Raw genomic sequence first — 12,701 nt, 5'->3', positions numbered from 1 at the left:
CGGCCGTCCCAGCGAACTACACGCGGACACGCGAGGAGCCCAACGCCATGAGCCAGCAGCCTTTTGTCGGTCGCCCCACGCCCATCACCAACGCGACCCACTCCCAGAAGCCCTCCGGGATGCCGATCCACAAGTACGGCCGGTACGAGCAGGTGGACATCGCCGACCGCACCTGGCCGGACGCCCGCGTCACCAAGGCCCCCCGCTGGCTCTCCACCGACCTGCGCGACGGCAACCAGTCGCTGATCGACCCGATGACCCCCGCCCGCAAGCGCGAGATGTTCGACCTGCTGGTGCGCATGGGGTACAAGGAGATCGAGGTCGGCTTCCCGTCCTCCGGCGAGACCGACTTCGCGTTCGTACGCTCCATCATCGAAGAGGGCGCGGTCCCGGACGACGTCACCATCTCCGTACTGACCCAGGCCCGCGAGGACCTGATCGAGCGGACCGTCGAGTCGCTGGTCGGCGCCAAGCGCGCCACCGTTCACCTGTACAACGCGACCGCCCCGACCTTCCGCCGGGTCGTCTTCCGCGGCTCCAAGGAGCAGATCAAGCAGATCGCCGTCGACGGCACCCGCCTGGTCATGGAGTACGCCGAGAAGCTGCTGGGCCCGGAGACCACCTTCGGCTACCAGTACAGCCCGGAGATCTTCACCGACACGGAGCTGGACTTCGCCCTGGAGGTCTGCGAGGCCGTCTGTGACGTATGGCAGCCGGCCGAGGGCCGCGAGATCATCCTGAACCTGCCCGCCACCGTGGAGCGCTCGACGCCGTCCACGCACGCGGACCGCTTCGAGTGGATGGCCCGCAACCTGACCCGCCGCGAGCACGTCTGCATCTCCGTGCACCCGCACAACGACCGCGGCACCGCCGTCGCCGCCGCCGAGCTGGCCCTGATGGCCGGCGCCGACCGCATCGAGGGCTGCCTGTTCGGGCAGGGCGAGCGCACCGGCAACGTCGACCTGATCACGCTGGGCATGAACCTGTTCTCGCAGGGCATCGACCCGCAGATCGACTTCTCGCAGATCGACGAGATCCGTCGCACCAGCGAGTACTGCAACCAGATGGAGGTCCACCCGCGCCACCCCTACGCGGGCGACCTGGTCTACACCGCCTTCTCCGGCTCCCACCAGGACGCCATCAAGAAGGGCTTCGACGCCATGGAGGCCGACGCGGCCGCCCAGGGCAAGACCGTCGACGACATCGAGTGGGCGGTCCCGTACCTGCCGATCGACCCGAAGGACGTCGGCCGCTCCTACGAGGCGGTCATCCGGGTCAACTCGCAGTCCGGCAAGGGCGGCATCGCGTACGTCCTGAAGAACGACCACAAGCTGGACCTGCCGCGCCGCATGCAGATCGAGTTCTCGCGGATCATCCAGGCCAAGACCGACGCCGAGGGCGGCGAGGTCACGCCGAAGGCGATCTGGGACGTCTTCTCCGACGAGTACCTGCCCAACCCCGAGAACCCGTGGGGCCGCATCCAGCTGCGCTCGGGCTCGACGGCCACCGACAAGGACGGCACGGACACGCTGACCGTCGAGGCGGTCGTGGACGGTGTGGACGCGGTCCTGAACGGCACCGGCAACGGTCCGATCTCGGCCTTCTTCGATGCCCTGGCCGGCATCGGCGTCGACGCCCGCCTGCTGGACTACACCGAGCACACGATGAGCGAGGGCGCCTCCGCCGTGGCCGCCTCGTACATCGAGTGCGCGATCGACGGCCGCGTCCTGTGGGGCATCGGCATCGACGCCAACACCACCCGCGCCTCCCTGAAGGCGGTCATCTCCGCCGTCAACCGCGCGGGCCGCTGATATCCGCCTGCCGCGCCGCGGCCCCGCCCCTCCACCCGGAGGGGCGGGGCCGCGGCGTTCAGCGGGCCAGGTAGCCGCCGTCCACCGGCACCACCGCGCCCGTCACGAACGAGGCCGCGTCGGAGGCGAGGAAGGCGATGACCCGGGCCACCTCCTCCGGCTCGCCGAGCCGGCCCATCGGATGGGCCGCGGAGACCTCCGCCAGGTATTCCGGGCCGCCCGGCTCGTCCTTCAGCGCCAGCACCCGCTCCGTACGGATGGTGCCGGGTGCCACCGCGTTGACGCGGATCCCGTGCGCCGCCCACTCCACCGCCAGGTGCTTCGTCAGCCCCGACGCCACGAACTTCGCCGGCCCGTACGCCGCCTGCCGGGCCTGGCCCGCCACCCCCGAGACCGAGGACACGCAGACCAGCGCCCCGCCCGGGTCCGGCTGCGCCAGCATCGCCTCGATCGCGTACTTGCAGGTCAGGAACATCCCCCGGCCGTCGATCGACATGACCCGGTCCCAGTCGGCCGGGCCGGTCTCGCGTACATCCGAAAGAGGGATCACTCCGGCGTTCGCCACGGCGACGTCGAGCCGTCCGTACGCCCCGAGCGCTGCCTCGACCATCGCGTGGTTGGCATCCGGATCGGCGACGTCACCTGCCACGACGGTGATGGCGAACCCCTCGGCAGCCAGTTCCGTACGGAGTTCCTCCACGCCGGGGCCATTGATGTCGGCCGCCGTCACGAAGGCGCCGGAGCGGGCCAGCAGACGGGCGGTGGCGCGGCCGATCCCGCTCGCCGCGCCCGTGACCAGACAGGATTTCTCGTTCACGCGGGCGAGCGTAGGCACAATGCGGCGCCGGCGGGCGCAGGCGCGGGGACGCAGACCGGCCAAGTGCGGGCGGCGGGGCATGTTGTCTTGTCACACGACTGACGCATCCTCACCGATGTGGCTAACATCACGCCCACCCGGCGATGCTGCCTGGGGTTCCCGCCCGTGCCCGCAGAGCCACGGGGGAGTTACGGAGGTGCTACGTGCTGCCAGTTCGGGGTGGGGACGGCCGGAAGCTGATGGTCTGGGGCATCCGCACCACCTGGAACACCGTGGGCGACGGGGAGTTCTTCTGCCCCGACTGCGGTGGCGACCGCAACTACCGCCGGCGCACCGGGCGCCGCCGGTTCACGGTCCTCGGCATCCCGCTGCTGCCGCGCGGACAGGCCGGGCCCGTCATCGAGTGCCAGGGCTGCCGGGAGCGCTTCGAGACCGAGGTCCTCGACCACCTGACCACCACCCGCTTCTCGGCGATGCTGCGCGACGCCGTGCACACCGTGACGCTGGCCGTGCTCGCGGCGGGCGGGACCGCCTCGCGCGGCGCGCTGGAGGCCGCCGTGTCAGCCGTACGGGCGGCGGGCTTCCAGGACTGCACGGAGGACCAGCTGGAGTCCCTGGTGGAGGCGCTGGCCACCGACGAGGGCCGGATCGGGCTGTACGACGGCCCCGAGTGCTGTGGCGCCGCGCTGGCGATCGAGCTCCACGAGGCACTGGAACCGCTGGGTCCGCACCTGTCCGGGCCCGGGCGCGAATCGATCCTGCTGCAGGGTGCGCGGATCGCCCTCGCGGACGGCCCGTACACCCCGGCCGAGCGCGAGGTGCTCGCCACGGTGGGCGCCGCCCTGCGGATCGCCTCCGACGAGGTGACCCGCCTCCTGTCGGCCGTCCGCGCGCCGTAGCCCGTCGGCGGGGCCGCAGTGAGGTCCGCGGCGGCTGCCTGATCCGGCGGCCGTTGCGGACGGCCGGGGCGGGCCGGTTCCGCCGCCTCGATGGGCTCCGCGCGTAGAACCGGCCGAAACGCCTTCGGCCGAGGTAACGATCCGGCCTCGTGCGACCGAATTCGCGGCCCCGCGCACGCCGTGCGAAGCGGGGAGCCGCGCGCTCCGGCGTCGGTTGATCCACCAATTGGACACCGGGAGCGAAACCCTCGACTTTGCGCTGCCGAATGCCGCAAAGTCCATATGAGCAGCTCAGGGGCCATCGCTTCGCTGTTGCGTAGTCGAGGTGGATCGACCCGGAGGGTTTCGGCCATACGCCCCTGCGGAGGCATCCGCCACTGGCGAAACCTACAGATCAGACATCCTCAAACGTCAACACTTTGTGGAAGTCGACGATATCTGTGAGCCCTCCCACAGGCGTTCAATTCCGGTCACACGACGAGACGCCGCCAGTAACACAGCGGGGCTTCGATTCACGTGAACGCACTGACAACCCTGGCGAACCAACGGGAGAGAGACCCACTTCGGCCAGGGATAACCAGATTCCTCTCGATTACCTACCTCTTGAAGGGCAAGGCAGAGATGGCACGTGTCGCCGCCCGGCTTTCCGCCAACGGAGAGCAGAGCACGCACCCGGTCGACGAGGTGCTCCCCCTCCCCAAGCTCGCGCTGTACGGCTTCCAGCACGTACTCGCGTTCTACGCCGGTGCGGTGATCGTTCCGATCATCGTGGGCGGTGCCCTCGGCCTGACCACCGAGCAGCTGGTCTACCTGATCAACGCGGACCTGTTCACCTGCGGCATCGCCTCGATCATCCAGGCGTGGGGGATCGGCCGGATCGGTGCGCGCCTGCCCCTGATCCAGGGCGTCACCTTCACCGCGGTGTCCCCGATGATCGCCATCGGCCTCGGGGCGGGCGGCGGAACGGCGGGCCTGCTCGTCATCTACGGCGCCGTGATCACGGCCGGCATCGCCACCTTCGCCTTCGCGTGGCTGCCCCCCAAGGCGTTCCGGGCGGTCATGCGCCTCTTCCCGCCGGTCGTCACCGGCACGGTGATCACCGTCCTGGGCATCGTGCTGATCCCCGTGGGCCTCAACGACGCCGCGGGCGGCGTCGGCACCCCCGACTTCGGCGACCCGAAGAACTTCGCGTACGCCGGCGGCACGATGCTCTTCATCCTCGTCCTGATGAAGCTCGGCAAGCCCTTCCTCTCCAGCATCTCCATCCTGCTCGGCCTGGTCGGCGGCACCGTCGTCGCCTTCCTGCTCGGCGACGCCAAGTTCGGCGACGTGAGCAAGTCGGACTGGATCGGCATCACCACGCCGTTCCACTACGGAGCGCCGAAGTTCGCCTGGTTCCCGATCCTGCTGATGCTCATCGTCATGTTGATCACCATGGTCGAGACGACCGGTGACACGTACGCCGTCGGCGACATCGTCGGCAAGGACATCGACAGCGAGACCGTGGCCCGCGCCCTGCGCGCCGACGGAGCCGCGACCGCCCTCGGCGGCATCCTCAACTCCTTCCCCTACGTGGCCTTCGCCGAGAACGTCGGCCTGGTCCGCATGACCAAGGTCAAGAGCCGCTTCGTCGTGGTCGCCGCGGGCGTCTTCATGATCGCGCTCGGGCTGATCCCCAAGGCCGCCGCGATCGTGGCCGCGGTCCCGCACGGAGTGCTCGGCGGCGCGGCGACGGTGATGTTCGCGATGGTGGCCCTGGCCGGTATCCAGACCCTCGCCAAGGTCGACCTCAAGGAGGAGAAGAACGCGCTGGTCGTGGGCGTCTCCCTGGCTTTCGCGCTGCTCCCGGCCACCGTCCCGGTCCTCTTCAAGGACCACATGGACGCGGACCTGTCCTCGCTCCTCAACAGTGGTGTGACGCTCGGAGCCACGGCCGCGATCGTGCTCAACCTGATCTTCAACGGCCTGGCCAAGGACGATGCGCACAGCGTCGTACCGGCCGCGGTGCCGGCCCAGGCGGCGGCCCCGGCCGAGGCGGAAGCCGGTGTGGAAGCCGAGGCGGCCGCCGACGCGGAGACGGTGGCCGAGGCCACGGTCGGCGCCGCCGTGAGCGCAGCCGCCGCCACCGCCGTGAAGGCAGACGCGGACGAGGAGGCCGCGCCCGCCTCCTGACCCTCCCAAGGGGCGATGGCCCTCCGTCCGGACCCGTGTCCGGACGGAGGGCCGTCGCCGTGCCCGGGCAGGCGACAATGGGCGCATGAGTCTGTTCCGCGACGACGGCATCGTGCTGCGCACCCAGAAGCTGGGTGAGGCGGACCGCATCATCACGCTCCTCACCCGGGGCCACGGACGGGTGCGGGCCGTCGCCCGCGGGGTGCGGCGCACGAAGTCCAAGTTCGGCGCCGGGCTGGAACCTTTCTCCCACGCCGACGTGCAGTTCTTCGCCCGGGGCAGCGAGCTGGTCGGCCGCAGCCTCCCGCTCTGCACCCAGACCGAGATCATCGCCCCGTACGGCAACGGCATCGTCACCGACTACGCCCGCTACACCGCCGGCACCGCGATGCTGGAGACCGCCGAACGGTTCACCGAGAACGAGGGCGAACCCGCGGTGCAGCAGTACCTGCTGCTGATCGGCGCCCTGCGCACGCTCTCGCGCGGCGAGCACGAGCCGAACCTCATCCTCGACGCGTTCCTGCTGCGCTCCCTCGCCGTCAACGGCTACGCGCCCAGCTTCACGGACTGCGCGAAGTGCGGGATCCACGGCCCCAACCGGCACTTCTCCGTCGCCGCGGGCGGGGTCGTCTGCGGGGACTGCCGGGTGGCCGGCAGCGTCGTACCCTCGTCGGAGGCCATCGCCCTGCTCAGCGCGCTGCTGACGGGCGACTGGGGGCATGCGGACGCCTGCGAGGCGCGGTACGTGCGGGAGGGCAGCGGGCTCGTCTCCGCCTATTTGCACTGGCATCTGGAGCGCGGGCTACGCTCCCTGCGATACGTCGAGAAATAGGAGCTGGACACATGGCACGACGCGGGATTCTGGGACGTTCTCGCCGGGAGTACAAGGTTCCCGAGCCGCACCCGTCCGGTGCGGTCCCGCCGAAGATCCCCGGCGAGCTCGTCCCGAACCACGTGGCCGTGGTCATGGACGGCAACGGCCGCTGGGCCAAGGAGCGCGGTTTGCCGCGCACCGAGGGCCACAAGGTCGGCGAGGGCGTCGTGCTCGACGTGCTCAAGGGCTGCCTGGAGATGGGCGTCAAGAACCTCTCCCTGTACGCCTTCTCGACGGAGAACTGGAAGCGCTCGCCCGACGAGGTCCGCTTCTTGATGAACTTCAACCGTGACGTCATCCGGCGCCGCCGCGACGAGATGAACGAGCTGGGCATCCGGATCCGCTGGGTCGGCCGCATGCCGAAGATGTGGAAGTCGGTCGTCCAGGAGCTTCAGGTCGCGCAGGAGCAGACCGTCGACAACGACGCGATGACCCTGTACTTCTGCGTGAACTACGGCGGCCGCGCGGAGATCGCGGACGCGGCGCAGGCGATCGCGCGGGACGTGGCCTCGGGCCGGCTGGACCCGTCGAAGGTCAACGAGAAGACCTTCGCGAAGTACATGTACTACCCGGACATGCCCGACGTGGACCTCTTCCTGCGGCCGAGCGGCGAGCAGCGCACCTCGAACTACCTGCTGTGGCAGAGCGCGTACGCGGAGATGGTCTTCCAGGACGTGCTGTGGCCGGACTTCGACCGCCGCAACCTGTGGCAGGCCTGCCTGGAGTACGCCCAGCGGGACCGCCGCTTCGGTGGCGCGGTCCCGAACCAGGCCGAGCCGAGCGCCTGACCCCGGTCGGGGCCGGCCCGGCGCGAAAGGCCGTCGCCGGGAACGCGCCCCGACCATAGGGTTTGCTGTCATGGACATGAGCGTGGAACAGGTGCCGGTACGGCTCGCCTACCGGATCACCACGGCGGACGTCGCGCAGGCGCTCCGGGCGCGTGACGCCCGGGTGCCCGCGGGCCGCCGCAAGCGGATGCTGACGGCGGGCTTCGCGGTGCTGCTGCTGACCCTCGGAGGGGTGGCGGCCCTGGGCGACGGACCCGTCGGCAAGCCGCTGCTCATCGCGGGGTGCGGGGTCCTGCTGCTCGCACTCACGCTCCAAGGCCCGCAGCTCACGGCGCGGGCCTTCGCGGGACTGCTGGCCAAGGCGGGGGAGACCACGGCGGTGGTGGACGCCACCGGGCTGCAGGTGAGCACCACCGACACGCAGACACGCATCAACTGGGCCGCGCAGCCGATGTACATGGAGACGGCCGACACCTTCGTCACGCTCAGCGTCGCCAAGCGGGCGGTGGCGATGACGATCCTGCCCAAGCGCGGAGCCCAGGGCCCCGCGGAGGTCGAGCGGCTGCGCGCGCTCCTGGACGCGAACCTGAACCGGCTCTAGCCGGCGGCCGCGCAGTCGGCGCAGGTGCCGAAGATCTCCACCGTGTGGGCGACGTTCACGAAGCCGTGCTCCGCGGCGATGGACTCCGCCCACTTCTCCACCGCCGGGCCCTCCACCTCGACCGCCTTGCCGCACTTGCGGCAGACCAGGTGATGGTGGTGCTCCCCGGTGGAGCAGCGCCGGTAGACCGACTCGCCGTCACTGGTGCGCAGGACGTCGACCTCGCCGGCGTCGGCGAGCGACTGGAGGGTGCGGTACACGGTGGTCAGGCCCACGGAGTCACCGCGGTGCTTGAGCATGTCGTGCAGCTCCTGGGCGCTGCGGAACTCGTCCACCTCGTCCAGCGCCGCGGCGACGGCTGCCCGCTGCCGGGTGGACCGTCCTCGTACTGGCGCGGTATTCATCTCGCCAGGCGCAGTCGCCACCGGTTCCTCCTCGTATCGGCCTCGGCCCATTGTGCCAGGCGGCCGTCCCTCCTAGACCTTCACATCATCGCGCGTGCAGACCTCTTCGGCGGCGCGGGCCGCCTTCGCCCGGCGCCGGGCCAGCGGCGTGGACAGGGCGGTCATCACCATGAAGACGCCGATGGCGAGCAGCACGATGGTGCCGCCGGAGGGGGCGTCGATGTAGAACGTCGCAATCGTGCCGGACAGCGAGACCAGCACGCCGATCACCATGGCCACCGACAGGGTGGCGGTGAAACCGCGGGTGACGCGCTGCGCCGCCGCGACGGGGATCACCATCATGGCGCTGACCAGCAGCAGGCCGACGATCCGCATGGCCACGGTGACCGTGACGGCGGCGGTGACCGCGATCAGCAGGTTCAGGAACCGCACCGGAAGGCCGGTGACCCGGGCGAATTCCTCGTCCTGGCAGACCGCGAACAGCTGGCGGCGCAGGCCGAGGGTGACGGCGACGACGAACGTGGCGAGGACCACGACCGCGGTGACGTCCTCGGCGGAGACCGTGGTGATCGAGCCGAACAGGTAGCTGGTCAGACTGGCCGTCGAGCCGCCCGGAGCCAGGTTGATGATCATCACGCCGCCGGCCAGGCCGCCGTAGAAGAGCATGGCGAGCGCGATGTCGCCGCTGGTCTTGCCGCGGGAGCGGATCAGCTCCATGCCGACCGCGCCGACGACGGCGACCAGGGTCGCGATCCACACCGGGCTCGCGTTGAGCAGGAAACCGAGCGCGACACCGGTCATGGCCACGTGCCCGATGCCGTCGCCCATGACGGCCTGGCGGCGCTGCACCAGGTACGTGCCGATGGCCGGGGCGGTGACGCCGACCAGGACGGCCGCGAGCAGGGCCCGCTGCATGAAGGCGTAGGTGAAGAGGTCCATCAGCTCAGCAGTCCCGTCCGAAGGGGCTCGGCGTCGTGCGCCGCGTGCGGGTGTACGTGGTCGTGGCCGGGCAGGGCGTGCTGGCCCACGGCTTCCGGGGGCGGGCCGTCGTGGACGACGCAGCCGTCGCGCAGGACGACGGCGCGGTCGATCAGCGGCTCCAGCGGGCCCAGCTCGTGCAGCACGAGCAGGACGGTGGAGCCGGCGGCGACCTGCTCGCGCAGCGCGTTCGCGAGGACCTCCTGGTTGGCGAGGTCCACGCCGGCCATCGGCTCGTCCATGATCAGCAGTTCGGGCTCCACGGCGAGCGCCCGCGCGATGAGCACGCGCTGGTGCTGACCGCCGGAGAGGGCGTTGACCGAGGCGTCGGCGTACTGGCCCATGTCGACGAGGTCCAGGGCCCGCCCGACGGCGGCCCTGTCAGCCTTGCGGAGGATGCCGAAGCGGGAGCGGGCGAGCCGGCCGGAGGAGACGACCTCGCGGACGGTGGCCGGGACGCCGCTGGCCGCGGTGGTGCGCTGCGGGACGTACCCGATGCGCGACCAGGCGCGGAAGCGCTTGAAGTCCGTCCCGAACAGGGCCAGCTCGCCGTCGGACAACGGGACCTGCCCGACGACGGCGCGCACGGCGGTGGACTTGCCGGAGCCGTTGGCGCCGAGCAGGGCGACGACCTCGCCCCGCCGGACGGTGAGGTCGACCCCGCGCAACACGGGGCGGGAGCCGAGCGAGGCCGTGGCCCCGCGCAGGGATATGACGGGCTGGTCCGCGACCTCGGCGGGCTTGGACTCCATGGCACGCGCCTCCGTTACTGCCATCACTTGCTACCGAGCGCCTTCTGCAGGTTCTTCAGGTTGGACCGCATGACCTCGAAGTAGTCAGCGCCCTGGGACTTGTCGGAGATGCCCTCAAGCGGGTCGAGGACGTCGGTCTTCAGGCCCGTGTCGGTGGCGAGCGTCTTGGCCGTCTTGCCGCTGGCCAGCGCCTCGAAGAACACGGTCGAGACATTGTCCTTCTTCGCGACGGCCTGGAGCTCCTTCATCCGGGCCGGGCTCGGCTCGGACTCGGGGTCGACGCCGGAGATGCCCTCCTGGTCGAGGCCGTAGCGCTCGGCGAGGTAGCCGAAGGCGGAGTGCGTGGTGATGAAGGTCTTGGACGCGGTGTCCTTCAGGCCGTCCTTGAACTCGGTGTCGAGCGCAGCCAGCTTGCCGGCCAGCTCGTCAGCGTTCTTGCGGTACTCGGCCGCGTGGCCGGGGTCGGCCTTCTCCAGGGCCGCGCCGACGCCCTTGGCGACCTCCGCATACTTCACCGGGTCGAGCCAGACGTGGGGGTCCTCGCCGGCCTCGTCGTGGCTGTGGCCGTGGTCGTGGCCCTCTTCCCCGGCGTGGGCCTCCTCGCCCTCGTGGGCGTGGTCGTGGCCGGCGGAGGCGTGGACCTCCAGTTCGGTGAGGGCGGCGGCGTCGACGACGTGCTTCACGCCGGACTGGGCGACGGCCTTGTCGACGGCGGGCTGCAGGCCCTTGAGGTAGATCACCACGTCGGATTCGCCGAGCTGGCCGGTCTGCCGCGGGGTGATCTCCAGGTCGTGGGGTTCGACGCCCGGCTTGGTCAGGGTGGCGACCTTCACGTGGTCCTTGCCGATCTGTTCGGCGAGGAACTGCATCGGGTAGAACGACGACATGACCTGCAGCTTGCCGTCCTCGCGGCCACCTGCGGCGGAGGCTCCGGAGCAGGCGGTGAGGGCCGTGGCGCCGAGGGCGACGGCTCCGGCGAGGGCGGCGGCGGGTATGAGTCGTCGTGCGTTCATGACATCCATTTTCATCAAAGATGGAAACGGTTGTCAAAAACCCTGGTCGGAGGCCCGGCCGAGGGGCCGTGGAACGGGAACCGATTTGAAAGGGGGGGTGCGGGCGCCGGTAACCTGAGGCATTCGCCGTTCGTCCTCGTAATGAAGAGAGCACCGTGGCCGCCGACAAGATCGAAACCATCGTCAGCCTGAGCAAGCGCCGTGGCTTCGTTTTCCCGTGCAGTGAGATCTACGGCGGCTCCAAGGCCGCCTGGGACTACGGCCCGCTCGGTGTCGAGCTCAAGGAGAACATCAAGCGCCAGTGGTGGAAGGCGATGGTCACCGGGCGTGAGGACATCGTCGGCATCGACTCCTCCGTGATCCTGGCCCCCGAGGTCTGGGTCGCCTCCGGTCACGTCGCGACCTTCTCCGACCCGCTCACCGAGTGCACCTCGTGTCACAAGCGCCACCGCGCCGACCACCTGGAAGAGGCGTACGAGGCCAAGCACGGCCGTCTCCCCGAGAACGGCCTCGCCGACATCAACTGCCCCAACTGCGGTGTGAAGGGCCAGTTCACCGAGCCCAAGCAGTTCTCCGGCATGCTGGAGACCCACCTCGGCCCGACCCAGGACACCGGCTCCAAGGCGTACCTGCGCCCCGAGACCGCCCAGGGCATCTTCACCAACTTCGCCGTGGTGCAGACCACCTCGCGCAAGAAGCCGCCCTTCGGCATCGCGCAGATGGGCAAGTCCTTCCGCAACGAGATCACGCCGGGCAACTTCATCTTCCGCACCCGCGAGTTCGAGCAGATGGAGATGGAGTTCTTCGTCAAGCCGGGCGAGGACGAGCAGTGGCAGGAGTACTGGATGCAGGAGCGGTGGAACTGGTACCGCGACCTCGGCATCCGCGAGGAGAACATCCGCTGGTACGACCACCCGAAGGAGAAGCTGTCCCACTACTCGAAGCGCACCGCCGACATCGAGTACCGCTTCAACTTCGGTGGCAATGAGTTCTCCGAGCTGGAGGGCGTCGCCAACCGCACCGACTTCGATCTCAAGGCCCACTCCGCGGCCTCGGGCGCGAACCTCACCTACCACGACCAGGAGTCGGGGGAGCGCTACACCCCGTACGTCATCGAGCCGGCGGCCGGTGTCAACCGCGCCATGCTCGCCTTCATGCTCGACGCGTTCAACGAGGACGAGGCCCCGAACGCCAAGGGCGTCATGGAGAAGCGCACCGTGATGCGCTTCGACCCGCGCCTGGCCCCGATCAAGGTGGCCGTCCTGCCGCTGTCCCGCAACGCGCAGCTGTCGCCGAAGGCCAAGGGCCTCGCCGCTGACCTGCGCAAGAACTGGAACATCGAGTTCGATGACGCGGGCGCCATCGGCCGCCGCTACCGCCGTCAGGACGAGATCGGTACGCCGTTCTGCGTCACCGTCGACTTCGACACCCTGGACGACAACGCGGTGACCGTGCGCGAGCGCGACACCATGAAGCAGGAGCGCGTCTCCCTGGACCAGATCCAGAGCTACCTGGGCAGCCGTCTGCTCGGCTGCTAGTTCCTGCCTGGCTGCTCGTTTTTCGCTTGAACGACCGGTGGCCCGGTGCGCGGA

General features: G+C 69.9%; 12 protein-coding genes. 7 read left to right on the top strand and 5 right to left on the bottom strand.

What is annotated here, in order from left to right; translation table 11 throughout:
- Positions 1 to 47: 47 nt before the first annotated feature.
- Entirely contained in the window at positions 48 to 1,811 is a 1,764-nt protein-coding gene (gene leuA / locus OG974_RS15790) for a 2-isopropylmalate synthase (protein WP_327283356.1), read from the top strand.
- A gap of 58 nt (positions 1,812 to 1,869) precedes the next feature.
- Here the strand turns inward: leuA and OG974_RS15785 are convergent, their stop codons facing one another.
- A complete protein-coding gene (locus OG974_RS15785) occupies positions 1,870 to 2,628 on the bottom strand; it encodes an SDR family NAD(P)-dependent oxidoreductase (RefSeq protein WP_327283355.1) in 759 nt (252 codons plus the stop codon).
- A gap of 203 nt (positions 2,629 to 2,831) precedes the next feature.
- On the opposite strand from OG974_RS15785, the gene OG974_RS15780 reads away from it, so the two are divergent.
- The 5 genes from OG974_RS15780 (at position 2,832) to OG974_RS15760 (ending at position 7,962) form a co-directional block, all read left to right on the top strand.
- Complete coding sequence (locus tag OG974_RS15780) at positions 2,832 to 3,527, top strand: TerB family tellurite resistance protein (RefSeq protein WP_327283354.1); 696 nt, start codon at positions 2,832 to 2,834, stop codon at positions 3,525 to 3,527.
- A gap of 621 nt (positions 3,528 to 4,148) precedes the next feature.
- Entirely contained in the window at positions 4,149 to 5,699 is a 1,551-nt protein-coding gene (locus tag OG974_RS15775; RefSeq protein WP_328762713.1) for a nucleobase:cation symporter-2 family protein, read from the top strand.
- Between the two features lie 85 nt (positions 5,700 to 5,784).
- Positions 5,785 to 6,531, top strand: a complete 747-nt coding sequence (recO, locus tag OG974_RS15770; protein WP_134075430.1) for a DNA repair protein RecO — start codon at positions 5,785 to 5,787, stop codon at positions 6,529 to 6,531.
- A gap of 11 nt (positions 6,532 to 6,542) precedes the next feature.
- Positions 6,543 to 7,361 carry an isoprenyl transferase gene (locus tag OG974_RS15765; protein WP_327283352.1) on the top strand — a complete coding sequence of 273 codons (819 nt, stop codon included), beginning with the start codon at positions 6,543 to 6,545 and terminating at the stop codon, positions 7,359 to 7,361.
- A 70-nt stretch (positions 7,362 to 7,431) separates the two neighbouring features.
- Positions 7,432 to 7,962 (top strand): hypothetical protein, encoded by a 531-nt coding sequence (locus OG974_RS15760; RefSeq protein WP_327283351.1) that lies wholly within the window; start codon positions 7,432 to 7,434, stop codon positions 7,960 to 7,962.
- Here the strand turns inward: OG974_RS15760 and OG974_RS15755 are convergent.
- From OG974_RS15755 to OG974_RS15740, 4 genes are all read right to left on the bottom strand, one after another.
- The gene (locus OG974_RS15755; protein WP_327285640.1) at positions 7,959 to 8,366 is read right to left on the bottom strand and encodes a transcriptional repressor; all 408 of its coding nucleotides are present in this window, start codon (positions 8,364 to 8,366) and stop codon (positions 7,959 to 7,961) included. The genes OG974_RS15760 and OG974_RS15755 overlap by 4 nt on opposite strands.
- 72 nt (positions 8,367 to 8,438) lie before the next feature.
- The gene (locus tag OG974_RS15750; RefSeq protein WP_327283350.1) at positions 8,439 to 9,305 is read right to left on the bottom strand and encodes a metal ABC transporter permease; all 867 of its coding nucleotides are present in this window, start codon (positions 9,303 to 9,305) and stop codon (positions 8,439 to 8,441) included.
- Positions 9,305 to 10,096, bottom strand: a complete 792-nt coding sequence (locus OG974_RS15745) for a metal ABC transporter ATP-binding protein (protein WP_327283349.1) — start codon at positions 10,094 to 10,096, stop codon at positions 9,305 to 9,307. The genes OG974_RS15750 and OG974_RS15745 overlap by 1 nt, the downstream gene beginning before the upstream one ends.
- A gap of 23 nt (positions 10,097 to 10,119) precedes the next feature.
- Entirely contained in the window at positions 10,120 to 11,109 is a 990-nt protein-coding gene (locus OG974_RS15740; protein ID WP_328762708.1) for a metal ABC transporter substrate-binding protein, read from the bottom strand.
- Between the two features lie 155 nt (positions 11,110 to 11,264).
- Between OG974_RS15740 and OG974_RS15735 the strand changes: the two genes are divergently transcribed.
- The gene (locus OG974_RS15735) at positions 11,265 to 12,647 is read left to right on the top strand and encodes a glycine--tRNA ligase (protein WP_327283347.1); all 1,383 of its coding nucleotides are present in this window, start codon (positions 11,265 to 11,267) and stop codon (positions 12,645 to 12,647) included.
- Positions 12,648 to 12,701 lie beyond the last annotated feature (54 nt).

It is taken from the genome of Streptomyces sp. NBC_00597 (assembly GCF_041431095.1).
Classification (GTDB): Bacteria; Actinomycetota; Actinomycetes; order Streptomycetales; family Streptomycetaceae; genus Streptomyces.
The sequence above is the reverse complement of the archived record's forward strand: the minus strand, read 5'-3'. Positions and strand labels throughout refer to the sequence as shown.